The organism is Hydrogenophaga sp. NH-16, assembly GCF_004006415.1.
Taxonomy (GTDB): Bacteria; Pseudomonadota; Gammaproteobacteria; order Burkholderiales; family Burkholderiaceae_C; genus Hydrogenophaga; species Hydrogenophaga pseudoflava.
Genome location: NZ_CP029344.1, coordinates 1,892,418 through 1,906,439 on the forward strand (window position 1 = coordinate 1,892,418; position 14,022 = coordinate 1,906,439).

The 14,022-nt window shown below is 68.2% G+C and carries 14 protein-coding genes; 8 read left to right on the plus strand and 6 right to left on the minus strand.

The annotated features are described in order from the left end of the window. The first annotated feature begins 33 nt into the window (after window positions 1-33). Both DD542_RS09205 and DD542_RS09210 read left to right on the plus strand, forming a co-directional pair. Window positions 34-882, plus strand: a complete 849-nt coding sequence (locus tag DD542_RS09205) for a TatD family hydrolase (protein WP_127805276.1) — start codon at window positions 34-36, stop codon at window positions 880-882. Next, the gene (locus DD542_RS09210; protein ID WP_127805278.1) at window positions 879-1,376 is read left to right on the plus strand and encodes a DNA-deoxyinosine glycosylase; all 498 of its coding nucleotides are present in this window, start codon (window positions 879-881) and stop codon (window positions 1,374-1,376) included. The genes DD542_RS09205 and DD542_RS09210 overlap by 4 nt, the downstream gene beginning before the upstream one ends. 4 nt (window positions 1,377-1,380) lie before the next feature. On the opposite strand, the gene DD542_RS09215 is transcribed toward DD542_RS09210, so the two are convergent. Next, entirely contained in the window at window positions 1,381-2,190 is an 810-nt protein-coding gene (locus tag DD542_RS09215; RefSeq protein WP_127805280.1) for a mechanosensitive ion channel family protein, read from the minus strand. 146 nt (window positions 2,191-2,336) lie between these two features. Between DD542_RS09215 and DD542_RS09220 the strand changes: the two genes are divergently transcribed. The 5 genes from DD542_RS09220 to DD542_RS09240 all read left to right on the plus strand — a co-directional run bounded on the left by DD542_RS09220 (window position 2,337) and on the right by DD542_RS09240 (window position 7,462). Beyond that, a complete protein-coding gene (locus DD542_RS09220) occupies window positions 2,337-3,101 on the plus strand; it encodes a spermidine synthase (RefSeq protein WP_066153165.1) in 765 nt (254 codons plus the stop codon). Between the two features lie 7 nt (window positions 3,102-3,108). Next, a complete protein-coding gene (locus tag DD542_RS09225; RefSeq protein ID WP_127805282.1) occupies window positions 3,109-4,923 on the plus strand; it encodes a GspE/PulE family protein in 1,815 nt (604 codons plus the stop codon). Between the two features lie 13 nt (window positions 4,924-4,936). Next, window positions 4,937-5,647, plus strand: coding sequence for a Crp/Fnr family transcriptional regulator (locus DD542_RS09230; RefSeq protein ID WP_079365536.1), 711 nt, complete (start codon window positions 4,937-4,939; stop codon window positions 5,645-5,647). Window positions 5,648-5,710: 63 nt separating this feature from the next. After that, the gene (locus tag DD542_RS09235; RefSeq protein WP_127805284.1) at window positions 5,711-6,652 is read left to right on the plus strand and encodes a DMT family transporter; all 942 of its coding nucleotides are present in this window, start codon (window positions 5,711-5,713) and stop codon (window positions 6,650-6,652) included. Window positions 6,653-6,664: 12 nt separating this feature from the next. Then, on the plus strand, window positions 6,665-7,462 hold the full coding sequence (locus DD542_RS09240) for an SDR family oxidoreductase (RefSeq protein WP_079365534.1): 798 nt from the start codon (window positions 6,665-6,667) through the stop codon (window positions 7,460-7,462). On the opposite strand, the gene DD542_RS09245 is transcribed toward DD542_RS09240, so the two are convergent. Then, complete coding sequence (locus tag DD542_RS09245) at window positions 7,463-8,398, minus strand: DMT family transporter (RefSeq protein ID WP_127805286.1); 936 nt, start codon at window positions 8,396-8,398, stop codon at window positions 7,463-7,465. It lies immediately after the preceding gene. Window positions 8,399-8,517: 119 nt separating this feature from the next. On the opposite strand from DD542_RS09245, the gene DD542_RS09250 reads away from it, so the two are divergent. Next, window positions 8,518-9,510: a quinone oxidoreductase gene (locus tag DD542_RS09250; RefSeq protein WP_127805288.1), complete on the plus strand. Its 993-nt coding sequence runs from the start codon at window positions 8,518-8,520 to the stop codon at window positions 9,508-9,510. Between the two features lie 72 nt (window positions 9,511-9,582). Here the strand turns inward: DD542_RS09250 and DD542_RS09255 are convergent, their stop codons facing one another. The 4 genes from DD542_RS09255 to DD542_RS09265 all read right to left on the minus strand — a co-directional run bounded on the left by DD542_RS09255 (window position 9,583) and on the right by DD542_RS09265 (window position 13,996). Continuing rightward, window positions 9,583-10,122 carry a porin family protein gene (locus tag DD542_RS09255; protein WP_127805290.1) on the minus strand — a complete coding sequence of 180 codons (540 nt, stop codon included), beginning with the start codon at window positions 10,120-10,122 and terminating at the stop codon, window positions 9,583-9,585. A 182-nt stretch (window positions 10,123-10,304) separates the two neighbouring features. Then, window positions 10,305-10,937 (minus strand): hypothetical protein, encoded by a 633-nt coding sequence (locus tag DD542_RS23565; RefSeq protein WP_164868376.1) that lies wholly within the window; start codon window positions 10,935-10,937, stop codon window positions 10,305-10,307. A gap of 114 nt (window positions 10,938-11,051) precedes the next feature. Beyond that, entirely contained in the window at window positions 11,052-12,188 is a 1,137-nt protein-coding gene (locus DD542_RS09260; RefSeq protein WP_127805292.1) for an aminotransferase class V-fold PLP-dependent enzyme, read from the minus strand. Between the two features lie 134 nt (window positions 12,189-12,322). Continuing rightward, window positions 12,323-13,996: a Na/Pi cotransporter family protein gene (locus DD542_RS09265; RefSeq protein WP_066153192.1), complete on the minus strand. Its 1,674-nt coding sequence runs from the start codon at window positions 13,994-13,996 to the stop codon at window positions 12,323-12,325. Window positions 13,997-14,022 lie beyond the last annotated feature (26 nt).

Below are 14,022 nucleotides of genomic sequence, written 5' to 3' on the forward strand. Positions count from 1 at the left end.
CGGGGCACAATCGTTCGAGGAGTTATACCCCCGATGTGGATCGACACGCACTGCCATCTGGACGCCCCCGAATTCGGCGCCGATCACGCGCTTGCCGTGCAGGCGCGCACGCTGGCAGCGCAGCGCGGCGTGGGGCTGTGCGTGATTCCGGCGGTGATGCGGCAGAACCTGGACACGGTGCGGCGGCTGGCACACCGGCTGGGCGACGCCTACGCGCTGGGCATCCACCCGCTGTACGTGCCCCGGGCCGCGGACGAAGACCTGGATGCGCTGGACGCGGCACTCACCGAACACCGCAACGACCCGCGCATGGTGGCGGTGGGCGAGATCGGGCTGGACTTTTTTGTGCCGGCCCTGTGCGAACCCGCCATGCGCGAACGGCAGGAGCGCTTCTACCGCGCCCAGCTGCGGCTGGCGCGCCAGCACGGCCTGCCGGTGATCCTGCACGTGCGCCGCAGCGCGGATGGGCTGCTCAAGCACCTGCGTGAGCTGCCCACCGGCGGCGGCATCGCCCACGCCTTCAGCGGCAGCGCCGAACAGGCGCGCGCCTTCACCGACCTGGGCTTCGCGCTGGGCTTCGGCGGCGCGTCCACCTTCGAGCCGGCCAAGCGCCTGCGCGCGCTGGCGGCCGAACTGCCGCTGTCGGCGGTGGTGCTGGAGACCGACGCGCCGGACATCCCGCCGCAGTGGCTCTACGCCACCGCCGCCGAACGGGCCGCGGGCCAGGCGCAGGGACTGAACACACCGGCCGAGCTGCCGCGCATCGGTGGCGTGATCGCCGGGCTGCGGGGCATGGCGCCCGACGAATTCGCGGCGACGACCAGCGCCAACGCCTGTCGTGTGCTGCCGCGGCTGGCGGCGCTGGCGCCGGTGACCTCATGACCCGCCTGGTCGGCCTGCCGCCGGTGATCGGGCCGCAGACCCGGCTGCTGGTGCTGGGCAGCTTCCCGGGTGTGGCTTCGCTGCGTGAGCAGCGCTACTACGGCCACCCGCAGAACCAGTTCTGGAAGATTCTGGGGGCGCTCTGGTCGGTGGATCTGGTGGCCCTGGGCTACGCGGAGCGGCTGGCCGTGGTGCGCGAGCGCGGGCTGGGTATCTGGGATGTTTATGCTGCCTGCGAGCGCGAGGGCAGTCTGGACACGGCCATCCGCAACGCCGAACTCAACGACTTCGGCCTTGTGCTTCGCGAGTGCCCGAACCTGGTGGCCATTGCCCACAACGGTGGCGAGAGTTTTCGGCATGCGAGGCACACGCAGGCGTGGGGCCTGCCGGTGTACCGGCTGCCGTCCACCAGCCCGGCGAACGCCAGCTGGTCGTTCGAGCGCAAGCTGGCGGCGTGGGCCGAGGTGTTCGGGGCCAGCGGTCTGCTGGACTGAGCCCTCACACCGTGCGGTGTGCCATCGGCGTCTCCGGCACCGGGTACCCCGCCGCACCGAAGGTCGACACGATGGCCTTGTTGGTGTCGAAGTAGACCTGCCAGTAGTGGTCGGTGTGCGTGTACGGGCGCACACACAGCAGCGGGCCTTCGGGCGTGAACTGCAGGATCTCGATGTCCGGGGCCGGTGAGGCCTTGACGTTCGGGATCGCAGCGATCACCGGCCGCAGGCGCGCCATGGCGTCCATCACGTCCACGCTGTTGGCCACCTTGGCCACGCAGTCCACGCGGCGGTATGGCTCGGCGCTGAAGTTCTGCACGTTGTCTGCAAACACCTTGTTGTTGCCCACCACTGTCAGCACGTTGTCCGGCGTGAGCACCGTGGTGGCGAACAGGCCCAGTTCCTTCACGGTGCCCAGCGTGCCGCCGGCGTTGATGAAGTCGCCCACCTTGTAGGGCCGCAGCACCTGCAGGAACAGGCCGGCCGCGAAATTGCCCAGCATGCCGCTCCAGGCCGCGCCGATGGCCAGGCCCGCGCCGGCCAGCAGGGCTGCGAACGAGGTGGTCTTGATGCCGAAGATGTCCAGGATGGCCAGCACCAGCACCAGGGTCAGCAGCACCGAGATGATGGACTTGAGGTACTGCGTGAGCGTGGCGTCGATCTTGCGGCCCTTCTCCAGCGCCGCGCCGATCAGCCGCACCGCCAGCGCGATCAGCCAGCGCCCGACCACCCAGGCCGCAATCGCGCCCAGGATCTTCAGGCCGAAGTCGGCCCCCTGGGTGCTGAGGAAATTCCAGACCACTTCCATGTTCATAATGAATCCTTTCTCCTGGAACACCTTGTCCCGATGCGATCTTCCTTCGCCCATGCGAACTCTTTTCGACAGGCCGACGCCTTGACGCGCAACGCCGTGTCGTTTGCGCCGCCGCTGTCGCATTCCTGTGAGTGGAGGGCGCCCCGATGAGGAGTTCTTCACGCGCCGCAGCCGGCGCGCTGCCGGACGTCACACTCTCTGAAGACGGCGAGGTGCGTTTCCTGCACCTGGGCACCGAGTGGATCCAGGGCTCGATGATCATCGACGACCCCTTCGCCATCGAGCTGGACTATGTGCAGCGCATGATGGCCTGGTTGCTGTTTGTCGACCCCGACTCGGTGTCCAGACGCCGAGCCATGCAATTGGGCCTGGGCTCGGCCGCGCTGACCAAGTTCCATTACAAAAAGTTGCGCATGGACACCACGGCGGTGGAGATCAACCCGCAGGTGGTCGCCGCCTGCCGCGGCTGGTTCAAGCTGCCGCCCGACGGGCCACGCCTGCGCGTGCTGCTGGCCGACGCGGCGCAGGAGGTTCGCCAGGCGGTGCACCTGGGCAGCATCGACGCCCTGCAGGTGGACCTGTACGACCACGAGGCGGCGGCGCCCGTGCTCGACAGCCCCGACTTCTACGCCGACTGCCGCGCCCTGCTGACCGACGAGGGCGCGATGACGGTCAACCTGTTCGGCCGCGATGCCAGCTACGAGCGCTCGCTGGAAAGCATCTGCGCCGCGTTCGGGCGCGACGCGGTCTGGGCCTTCAAGCCCACGCGCGAAGGCAATACCATCGTTCTGGCGCAGCGCACCCCCCAGCGACCCACGCGCATGGAACTGCTGGCCCGCGCGGAAGAGATCCGCACGCGCTGGGACCTGCCCGCGGTGAAATGGCTGCGCATCTTCAAACCGGTTGAATGAGACCCGCATGAAAACCACCCACAAGCCCGCCGCCCCGAAAACCGCCGACGCCGGTCCGCTGGACTGGCGTGTCCTGGTGGGATGGCTGCGGGAGGACGCCGTGATCTCGGCCGACGAGGCCGCACGCACCATCGCCCGCTGCGCTTCGGCCCACAGCGCCCAGCATCCGCTGGTGCGGCTGGCGGTGGTGGGCATGTCGCGCCAGTCGGACGGCCAGGTGCTCGACGTGGAGATGCTCACGCAGTGGCTGGCCGCGCGCAGCGGCATGGAGTTCTTCCGCATCGACCCGCTCAAGGTCGATGTGGGCAAGGTGGGCGACGTGATGAGCGCGGCCTACGCCGAGCGCCACAAGGTGCTGCCGGTGCAGGTGGGGCCCGCCGAGGTGGTGGTGGCGACGGCCGAGCCCTTTGTGCGCGACTGGATCCCCGAGGTCGAGCGCCAGACGCGCAAGAGCGTTCGCGTGGTGGTCTCGCCGCCGCAGGATGTCGCACGCTACACGGCCGAGTTCTTCGCGCTGGCCAGGTCCGTCCGGGCGGCCAGCAAGATGGGCAACCAGAGCAACCCCTTCGGCACCTTCGAGCAGCTGGTCGAGCTGGGCAAGGCCAACAAGCTGGACGCCAACGACCAGCACGTGGTGCAGGTGGTCGACTGGCTCTGGCAGTACGCCTTCGACCAGCGCGCCAGCGACATCCACCTCGAACCGCGCCGCGACCAGGGCGTGATCCGCTTCCGCATCGACGGTGTGCTGCACCCGGTCTACCAGATGCCGATGACGGTGATGAATGCCATGACCGCGCGCATCAAGCTGCTCGGCCGCATGGACGTGGTCGAGCGCCGCCGCCCGCAGGACGGCCGCATCAAGACGCTGCGGCCTGAGCGCGGCAACGGCAAGGGCGACGAGGTGGAAATGCGCCTCTCGACCCTGCCCACCGCCTTCGGCGAAAAGCTGGTGATGCGCATCTTCGACCCGGACGCGACCGTCAAGGACCTGGCCGCACTGGGTTTCTCGGCCACCGACGCCCCGCGCTGGGAAGCACTCACCAAGCGGCCACACGGCATCATCCTGGTGACCGGTCCGACCGGCTCGGGCAAGACCACCACGCTGTACGCCACGCTCAAGCGCCTGGCGACCGAAGAGGTGAATGTCAGCACGGTCGAGGACCCGATCGAAATGATCGAGCCGGCCTTCAACCAGACCCAGGTGCAGCCGCACCTCGACCTGGACTTCGCGCAGGGGCTGCGCTCGCTGATGCGCCAGGACCCGGACATCATCATGGTGGGCGAAATCCGCGACCTGCCCACCGCCGAGATGGCGGTGCAGGCGGCGCTGACCGGCCACCTGGTCTTCTCGACCCTGCACACCAACGACGCGCCCAGCGCCATCATGCGGCTGATGGAGCTGGGCATCCCGCCCTACCTGATCAACGCCACGGTGCTCGGTGTGCTGGCCCAGCGCCTGGTGCGCACGCTCTGCCCGTCGTGCAAGGTGCGCGAGGACGATGCGGCGGCCGAGGCCTCGCTCACGTCGCTGGCCGAACTGGTCAAGCCCTGGCAGGTGAGCGGGAAGTACCGGCCCTACCAGCCGGTGGGCTGCGTGGAGTGCCGCATGACCGGTTTCCGCGGCCGCACCGGCCTATACGAACTGCTGACCATCACCGAGGCCTTCAAGGACAAGGTCAACCGCGAGCCGAAGATGGAGAGCCTGCGCCGCCAGGGCGTGACCGACGGCATGCGGCCGCTGCGCCTGGCCGGGGCCGCCCGGGTCGCCGAAGGCCTGACCACGCTGGACGAAGTGCTGGCCTGCACACCGCCGGTGCAATGACACCCTGAGAACCATGATTCCCATCAAGACCGAGTCGGCCTGGCGCGGCACCGCCGACTGCCGCGCCTGCGGCATCCGCGACATGGTGCTGTTCGCCGACCTGCACGAAGACGACTTCAACCTGATCCACGCGCCCATCGACGACCTCGAATACGCGCCGGGACACGCACTGGTGCGCATGGGCGAAACCGCCACCTCGCTGTTCACGCTGCGGGCCGGCATGGTCAAGCTGGTGCGCAACACGGTGGACGGCCGCCAGCGCATCGTGCGGGTGCTGCGCAGCGGCGACGTGATCGGCCTGGAGGCCCTCATGGGGCCGACCTACGACGCCGACGCCATCGCGCTGACCAGTGTCCGCGTCTGCCGCCTGCCGCTGCAGGTGATCCAGCGCCTGAACCGCGAGACACCGCGCCTGCACCAGCGCCTGCTGGAGCGCTGGCACCGCAGCCTCAAGGAGGCCGACGACTGGCTGGCCGACCTCAACTTCGGCAACGCGCGCCAGCGCCTGGCGGGCCTGATCCTCAAGATGCGCACCGACCAGGACCCCACGCTGTGCACGCTGTTCTCGCGCGAGGACATGGGGGCCATGCTCGACCTCAAGCTGGAGACCGTCAGCCGCACGCTCAACGCCTTCGTGCGCGAGGGGCTGATCGAGCCGATGGACCGGATTGGCCGTGCCTACCGCATCGTCGATGCGGCGCGCCTGACGGCGCCCAAAGACTGAGCGCGAAGGCTCCCATCGCCGAACACGACAGCGGCGCTGGCGTGGCCTGCAGATAATTCCCGGATGACGGTCTCCGCTTCCCGCCCGCCCCACCTCGTTTCCGGACTGCTGCTGGCCTGCGCCGGCTCCATCGCCTTCAGCGGCAAGGCCATCATCGTCAAGCTCGCGTACCGCCACGGGGTCGATGCGGTGACGCTGATCATGTACCGCATGCTGTTCGCGCTGCCGATGTTCCTGGCCCTGGCCTGGTGGGCCACCTACCGGCAGGGTGTTGGCGCGAAGGCGCCGCTGACCCGCAAGGACTGGCTGGGCATCCTGGGCCTGGGCGTGACAGGCTACTACCTCGCCAGCTTCCTGGACTTCTGGGGCCTGAGCTACATCAGCGCCAGCCTGGAACGGCTGATCCTGTACCTCAACCCCACCCTGGTGCTGCTGCTGGGCTGGCTGCTGTATGGCCGCCGCATCAGCGCCACGCAGGCGGTGGCGATGGCGGTGAGCTACGCGGGTGTGCTGCTGGTGTTCGGCCACGAGGCCGACTTCGCCGGCCCGGGCGCGGCGCTGGGCGCGCTGCTGGTGTTCCTCAGTGCCATCAGCTACGCGATCTACCTCGTTTACAGCGGGGAGATGGTCAAGCGCCTGGGATCGATGCGGCTGGTGGGGCTGGCGACCAGTGTGGCCTGTCTGCTGTGCCTGCTGCAGTTCGTGCTGCTGCGGCCGCTGAGCGCCGCCGAGGTGGCGCCCGAGGTGATCTGGCTGTCGGTGCTCAACGCCATCGCCTGCACCTTCGCGCCGGTGATCATGGTGATGATGGCGATCGAGCGCATCGGCGCGGGGCTGGCGGCGCAGACGGGCATGATCGGGCCGATGTCGACCATCGCCATGGGGGTGCTGATCCTGGACGAGCCCTTCAACGGCTGGATCGTGGCCGGCACGGTGCTGGTGGTCTCGGGCGTGTTTCTGGTGACGCGCTTCGGCGGCCAGGCGGCGCAACCCAAACAGGACTAGGAGAAATCAACGATGGATCTGGGCATTGCAGGCAAGTGGGCGCTGGTGTGCGGCGCGAGCAAGGGCCTCGGGCTGGGCTGCGCGCAGGCGCTGGCGGCCGAGGGCGTGAACGTGGTGATGGTGGCGCGTGGCCGCGAGGTGCTGGACGCCTCGGCCGCCGCGCTGCGGGCGGCCTCGCCGGGCGTTGCCGTGATTGCGGTGGCCGCCGACATCACCACGCCGGAGGGGCGCGACGCCGCGTTCGCTGCGCCGGACGGGCCGGGCACGGCCTTTGACATCGTGGTCACCAACGCCGGTGGCCCGCCACCCGGCGATTTCCGCTCGTGGGACCGCGAGGCCTGGATCAAGGCGGTGGACGCCAACATGCTCACGCCCATCGAGCTCATCAAGGCCACCGTGGACGGCATGGCGGCGCGCGGTTTTGGCCGCATCGTCAACATCACCAGCAGCGCGGTGAAGGCGCCGATCGACATCCTGGGCCTCTCCAACGGCGCGCGCAGCGGCCTCACGGGTTTTGTGGCCGGTGTCGCGCGCAGTGGCATCGCGGCCAAGGGCGTGACGATCAACAACCTGTTGCCCGGCAAGTTCGCCACCGAGCGCCTGCAGGGCACGATCGCGGGCACGGCGTCCAAGACCGGCCAGACCGTGGACGAAGTGCGCGCCGCGCAGCTGGCGCTGGTACCGGCCCGGCGCTTCGGCACGCCCGAGGAGTTCGGCGCCATCTGCGCCTTCCTCTGCAGCCGGCAGGCGGGCTACCTCAACGGCCAGAACATCCTGCCCGACGGCGGGCTGTACCCCGGAACCTACTGATCAGCGCCGGGAACTGACCAGAATCCCGCCCACGATCAGCACGAAGCCGGCCAGGTGGTAGAGGTGCGGCGGCTCACCCAGCAGGGTCGCCGACATCAGCGCGGCGAACAGCGGGGTGAGGTTGCTGAAGAAGCCGGCCACGGTCGGACCGACCCGGGTCACACCCGCGCCCCAGGCCCGGTAGGCCAGCAGCGAGGGGCCGATGGCCACGTACAGCAGCGACAGCACCAGCGGCCAGCCCCAGCGCAGGTGGTGTTCGCCCTCGGGCAGGGACGGCAGCATCAGCCACTCCCCGGTGGTCATGGCGGCGGACCAGGTGAGCCCGAAGGCCACCTGGGCGAGCAGGAAGGCGGCCCAGTCGCGCCGCACCTCGGGCGGCTCGCTGCCGGGCGCCGGGCGGGCGAGCATCCAGCTGTACCAGGCCCAGGTGATGGACGCCGCGAGCATCCAGGCGTCGCCCGGCACCAGCTGCAGGGTGCCCAACTGGTGCCAGTCGCCGCGCACCAGCACCACGACCACCCCGGCCAGCGACAGCGCGGCGCCCAGGGCAGCGCGCCTTGTCACCGGCACGCCGTAGAACAGCCGACCCAGCAGGATCATCCACACTGGCATGCTCGCGGCGACCAGCGTGACGTTGATCGGCGTCGAGGTCTTGAGCGCCATGTACTGCAACGCGTTGTAGAGCGCCACGCTGGTCAGGCCCAGCACGGCGAAGCGCCGGCCATGCGCCCACACCGGGCTGCGCGGTGCCAGCACCCAGGCGGCCAGCGGCAGCAGCATCACGAAGGCCAGCACCCAGCGCAGGAAGTTGAAGGTGATGGGCGGGATGCTGCCCTGCATCAGCCGGCCGACCACGGCGTTGCCAGCCCACAGCAGCGGCGGTATCAGGAGCAGGGCCGCGGTGGCCGGGGTCAGGCGCTGGGAGGGGTTCGACATGCCTGCACTGTAGCGACCGGTGGCATCCCCTGGCTGGCCTGGGGCTGACGGCCTGACACCCTCGGGACGGTCGCGAATCGTGGCAGCATGTGCGGCATTGCCAACCTGAGGAGACCTGCATGACCCAGACCAGCCGCGCCGTGCGCATCCACGCCCATGGCGGCCCCGAACAGCTTGTTGTCGACACCGTCGAGGTCGGCGATCCCGGCCCGGGCGAGATCCGCATCCGCCACCACGCCATCGGCCTGAACTTCATCGACGTCTACCAGCGCACCGGCCTCTACCCCAACCCCATGCCACTGGCACTGGGCATGGAAGGTGCGGGAGTGATCGAGGCGGTGGGCGAGGGCGTGACCCATCTCAAGGTCGGCGACCGCGCGGCCTACGCGGCGGGCAAGCCCGGCAGCTACTGCGATGTGCGCGTGATGCCGGCGATGAACGTCTGCCAACTGCCCGACGGCATCTCGTTCGAGACCGGTGCAGCCATGATGCTCAAGGGTCTGACCGCGCAGTACCTGCTCAAGCGCTGCAAGCCGGTGGAAGGTCTGGAGAAGGGCGACTTCGTGCTGTTCCATGCCGCGGCCGGCGGCGTCGGTCTGATCGCCTGCCAGTGGGCCAAGGCCCTGGGCCTGCGCCTGATCGGCACGGCGGGGTCGGACGAGAAGTGTGCGCTGGCGCGCGAGCACGGTGCCGAGTTCAGCATCAACTACCGCACCGAAGACTTCGCGGCACGCGTGAAGGAAATCACCGGCGACCAGGGCGTGAAGGTGGTCTACGACTCGGTCGGCAAGGACACCTTCGACAAGTCACTGGACTGCCTGCGGCCGTTTGGTCTGATGGTCAGTTTCGGCAACGCCAGCGGCCCGGTGGCGCCATTCGCGCCGGGCATCCTGGGTCCCAAGGGCTCGATCTACGTCACGCGCCAGACCTTGTTCACCCACATCAGCAGCCGCGAGCGCACACAGGCCATGGCTGACGACCTGTTCGACGTGGTGGGCAGCGGCGCGGTGAAGATCCGCATCGACCAGCGCTTCGCACTGACCGATGTGAGGAAGGCGCACGAGAGCCTGGAGGCGCGCCAGACCACTGGGTGCACCGTGCTCCTGCCCTGAGCCAGAGAGCCATAAAAAAAAAGCCCCGGAGCCAGCAGCCCCGGGGCTTTTTCAATGGTGAGCCGGCAACGGTCAGAACTTGAAGCCGACGCCGAAGGTGACGCCGTCGACCTTGGTCCCGCGGCGGTCCAGGTAGTTCATGTAGTCGGCGTTCAGCGAGAGCTGCGGCGTGAGGCTGAAGCTCGCGCCACCGCCATAGGCGAAGCCGGTGGTGCGGTTCGAGTCGCCGACGCCGAACGCCGAGGTGCTCACCTTGGTGCTGGCCACGCCGGCCCGGCCGTACAGCTCCACGGTGTCGCCCATCATCACCTTGGGTTTGACGAACGCCCCCAGCATGTTGTCGACCTCACCCGTGGCCCTGGCCGGCCCGATGCGCACCGAGTCGTCCTTCAGGCCGGTGGCGGCGTGGCCCTCGATGGCCAGGTGCGGCGCGAGTTCCACGCCCACGATGGCGCGGGCGGCGGTCGGCTTGACCTTGGCGTCGAAGCCCCGGCTGTCCTGCTTGAGGTTGAACTGGCTGTAGCCCACCTCGCCGTACACCCCCTGGGCCTGCGCGCCGAGGGCGAGCAGCGAAGCGGAGCCGATGAGCACTGTTTGCAGACGTCGTTTCATGAAACCTCCTGGTTGTGAAGATCGCTGACCCGGACAGGCCAACACCCGGTAGGAGGGACGCGCGGGACAGCGGGTTCCGGTGATTGGGACAACGCTGCGCAAACGAGGTAATGAAATGTAGGCCGTGGGCACAACAAAAAAGGCCACCGGAAGGTGGCCCTTGGACTCAAGGCGAGCTTGCTTCAGAAGGCCACGCCGGCACCCAGCGTGAAGCCGGTGAGCTTCACGCCGCTGCCGCTGTAGTAGGTCATGTAGTCGGCGGCCACGCTGACCGGGCGGTTGCCGAAGGACTTCCACGGCGTCACGGTCTTGAACCCCAGCCCGTAGGACAGGCCGGCGCCACCGTCGGTGCCGGTGTAGCCGCCGACGCTGGTGCCGGCGTTGGCAATGCCCAGGCGTGCGAAGAACTCGGTCTCACCACCGATGCGCAGCCGCGGCTTGGCGTAGGCGCCCAGCAGGGTGCCGGCGCTCACGCTGTAGGCGGTGCCCCAGGGCCCCACGGCATCGGCGCCACGCAGACCCAGGCCCAGCATGGCTTCGGCGGCCAGGTTGGGGTGGTAGTCGTAGCCGGCGACGGCGCGCAGCATGATGGGCTTGGCCGAGATGCCGGCGCGGGCGATCCTGTAGTTCAGGAAGCTCAGGCCGAGCTCCCCGTACACCTGTCCGTCCAGGCCTTGCGAGGCCAGACCTTTTTCCACATAGGCCTCGCCCTTGGCGGCGCCGGCACTGGCCTTTTTCTGAACGGTTTGCGCCGCGGCGGCGCAGGTCATCACAGCCATCGCGCCGAGCGCGACGAGCTTCGTCGTGGTTTGCATGGGAACTCCCTGAAAAAACAAAAACGCTGAATCGCTTCCCTCCGCTTGACGGGCGGAACACAAGAAAAAAGGAGCCCGTTGTGGGGCTCCTTTTCCGGTCGGAAAGCGGCGTGATTATATCTTTGGACTTACCACTTTCAGCGCATCCTGCAGGTGCGAGAGGGTGCCCGCCACGTCGTGCCACTTGTCCAGACCAAACAGGCCGATGCGGAAGGTCTTGAAGTCGGCGCCTTCGTCGCACTGCAGCGGCACGCCGGCGGCGGTCTGCAGACCGGCGGCGAGGAATTTCTTGCTGTTCTGGATGTCGGGGTCGCTGGTGTAGCTGACCACCACGCCGGGTGCCTGGAAGCCGGGTGCGGCCACGCTGGCAAAACCGTTCGATTCCAGCAGCGCACGCACCTCGCGGCCCAGAGCGACCTGTTCATCGCGCACCTTGGCAAAGCCGTAGGCCTCGGTCTCTTTCATGGTGTCGCGCAGGCGTTGCAGCGCATCGGTCGGCAGGGTGGTGTGGTACGCGTGGCCGCCGCCTTCGTATGTCTCCATGATCTGCAGCCACTTCTTCAGATCCATGGCAAAGGTGGTGCTCTGCGTGGCGTCGATGGCCTGTCGGGCGCGCTCGCTGAGCATCACCATGGCGCAGCAGGGCGAGCTGCTCCAGCCCTTCTGCGGTGCGGAGATCAGGATGTCGACGCCGGTGGTCTTCATGTCGACCCACATGGCGCCGGAGGCGATGCAGTCCAGCACGAACAGGCCGCCCACGGCGTGTACGGCCTCGGCCACCGCCTGCAGGTAGTCGTCGGGCAGCATCATGCCGGCGGCCGTCTCGACGTGCGGTGCGAACACCAGCGCCGGCTTCTCTTTGGCGATGGCCGCCTTCACCTCCTCGATCGGGCTGGGCGTCCAGGGAGACTGCGCACCGTCAGCGGTCTTGCGCGCCTTGAGCACGGTGTGGCTGGAGGGGATCGAACCCATGTCGAAGATCTGCGTCCAGCGGTAGCTGAACCAGCCGTTGCGGATCACCATGACGTGCTTTCCGTGCGCGAACTGGCGCGCGACGGACTCCATGCCGAAGGTGCCGCTGCCGGGCACCAGCACCGCCGAGTGCGCGCCATAGACCTGCTTGAGCATGGCCGAGATGTCGGTCATCACACCTTGGAAGCGCCGCGACATGTGGTTGAGCGCGCGGTCGGTGTAGACCACCGAAAATTCCAGCAGTCCGTCGGGATCGATGTGGGGCAGCAGTCCGGGCATGAGGGTGTCTCCGTCAACAGGTGTGCCGGCCAGATTAGCACACCACCCAGCACTTTCATCGCAGGGCCGCCCCAAGATGAAAGTAGCCCCTTGGGGGCAGCGACCCGCGTGGCGGCGGAGCGTGGGGCGGATGTTCAGTGCCGGCCGTGCGGTGTCTCCAGGCTCTGCAACCGGCTTTCGCGCAGGCGGCTGGGCGCCAGCGCGCCGGCCGAGTCGAGGATGGGATAGGCGATCGAACAGATGTGCGAGTTGATGCGCTTGAGGTCGCTGATCAGGTCGATGTGCAGCGAGCTGCTTTCCATGCTGGGGGCCGCGCGTTCGGTCAGGCGCTCAAGGTGGCTGCTGGCGTATTCGCGCTCCATCTCGCGAAAGCGCACCTTTTCTTCCAGCAGGCGCTGCGCGTCCCGCACGTCGCCGTCAAGGAAGACGCTCATGCCCAGGCGCAGGTTGTCCAGCAGCCGCGCGTGCATCGCGCTGATCTCGGTCATGCCGGCTTCGGAGAACTCGCGGCCCTTGCGGATCTTCTTGTCCTCGATGTCCAGCAGCACGCGCTCGACGGTGTCGCCGATCTGCTCCATGTTGATGGTGAAGCTGATGATGTCGGTCCAGCGCCGGCCTTCCTTCTCGTTGAGCTGCTCGCGCGAGATCTTGGTCAGGTAGTACTTGATGGCCGAATACAGGTCGTCCACCGTGTCGTCCATCTTGCGCAGGTCCTGCGACAGCTGCAGGTCGTTGGTCCGGATGACAGTCATCACGCCACGCAGCATGGTTTCCACCACATCGGCCTGGTGCAGGGCCTCGCGCGCCGCACACGAGATCGCCAGCGATGGCGTGGCCAGGGCGGAGGGGTCGAGGTGATTGGGGCGTTCGAGCGCGCTGCCGGCTTTCTGCAGCGGCAGCAGCTTCTCCACCCAGTGGGCCACGGTGCCGGTCAGGCCGATGAAGACCAGGCCGACCATCAGGTTGAAGCACAGGTGGAACAGCACGGTCTGCGCTGCCGGGTCCGGTACCCAGGGCGGCACCCAGCGCAGCCAGAACGGAATGAGCGCCGGCGCGATGGCCACGCCCATCAGCTTGAAAAGCAGGTTGCCCAGCGGCACCTGGCGCGTGGCGCGGTTGGCTTTGGCCGTGGTCAGCACCGCCAGCAGGCCGCTGCCCAGGTTGGCTCCCAGCACCAGGCCCAGCGCCACGTCGATGCCCACCACATTGATGGCCAGCGTCGCGGTCAGCAGCACCACGGCCAGGCTGGAGTACGACAGCACTGCCAGCGTGGCGCCGACCAGGATCTCCAGCATGCGGTCGCTGGTCAGCGATTCCAGCATCAGCTGCACCGCGGGGTTGGCGGTCAGCACGTGCGTGGCCTGGCTCACCAGCTGCAGGGCCAGCAGCATCAGGCCCAGGCCGATCAGCACGCGCCCCACGTCACCGACCTGGGTGCCCTGGCGCAGGATGAACAGCGTAACGCCCACAAAGATGAACAGCGGCGAGAGCCAGGACAGGTCGAAGGAGAACACCACCGCCATCACGCTGGTGCCGATGTCGGCGCCCAGCATCACGGCCAGGGCCGCGGGCAGGGTGATCAGGCCGCGGCCGACGAAGGACGCGGTGATGAGGGCGGTGGCGGTGCTGGACTGCACCAGGGCGGTGACGCCCAGTCCCGACAGCGCCGCGGTGAGGCGGTTGCCCATGCTGGCCGCGAGCACCTGGCGCAGCTTGCTGCCCAGCACGCGCAGCACGCCGGTGCGCACCAGATGGGTCCCCCAGACCAGCAGCGCGATGGCCGCCAGCAGATTCAGCAGATGTTTCATGTCCGGGAAAACTATACCCGGAGTGC

Excerpts from the sequence above, each read along its gene's own strand:
- DD542_RS09215 (WP_127805280.1), bottom strand. The coding sequence starts at position 2,190 with ATGAACATGGAAGTGGTCTGGAATTTCCTCAGCACCCAGGGGGCCGAC.
- DD542_RS23565 (WP_164868376.1), bottom strand. The coding sequence starts at position 10,937 with ATGCAAACCACGACGAAGCTCGTCGCGCTCGGCGCGATGGCTGTGATG.
- DD542_RS09235 (WP_127805284.1), top strand. The coding sequence starts at position 5,711 with ATGACGGTCTCCGCTTCCCGCCCGCCCCACCTCGTTTCCGGACTGCTG.
- DD542_RS09250 (WP_127805288.1), top strand. The coding sequence starts at position 8,518 with ATGACCCAGACCAGCCGCGCCGTGCGCATCCACGCCCATGGCGGCCCC.
- DD542_RS09230 (WP_079365536.1), top strand. The coding sequence starts at position 4,937 with ATGATTCCCATCAAGACCGAGTCGGCCTGGCGCGGCACCGCCGACTGC.
- DD542_RS09225 (WP_127805282.1), top strand. The coding sequence starts at position 3,109 with ATGAAAACCACCCACAAGCCCGCCGCCCCGAAAACCGCCGACGCCGGT.
- DD542_RS09260 (WP_127805292.1), bottom strand. The coding sequence starts at position 12,188 with ATGCCCGGACTGCTGCCCCACATCGATCCCGACGGACTGCTGGAATTT.
- DD542_RS09265 (WP_066153192.1), bottom strand. The coding sequence starts at position 13,996 with ATGAAACATCTGCTGAATCTGCTGGCGGCCATCGCGCTGCTGGTCTGG.
- DD542_RS09240 (WP_079365534.1), top strand. The coding sequence starts at position 6,665 with ATGGATCTGGGCATTGCAGGCAAGTGGGCGCTGGTGTGCGGCGCGAGC.
- DD542_RS09220 (WP_066153165.1), top strand. The coding sequence starts at position 2,337 with ATGAGGAGTTCTTCACGCGCCGCAGCCGGCGCGCTGCCGGACGTCACA.
- DD542_RS09255 (WP_127805290.1), bottom strand. The coding sequence starts at position 10,122 with ATGAAACGACGTCTGCAAACAGTGCTCATCGGCTCCGCTTCGCTGCTC.
- DD542_RS09245 (WP_127805286.1), bottom strand. The coding sequence starts at position 8,398 with ATGTCGAACCCCTCCCAGCGCCTGACCCCGGCCACCGCGGCCCTGCTC.
- DD542_RS09210 (WP_127805278.1), top strand. The coding sequence starts at position 879 with ATGACCCGCCTGGTCGGCCTGCCGCCGGTGATCGGGCCGCAGACCCGG.
- DD542_RS09205 (WP_127805276.1), top strand. The coding sequence starts at position 34 with ATGTGGATCGACACGCACTGCCATCTGGACGCCCCCGAATTCGGCGCC.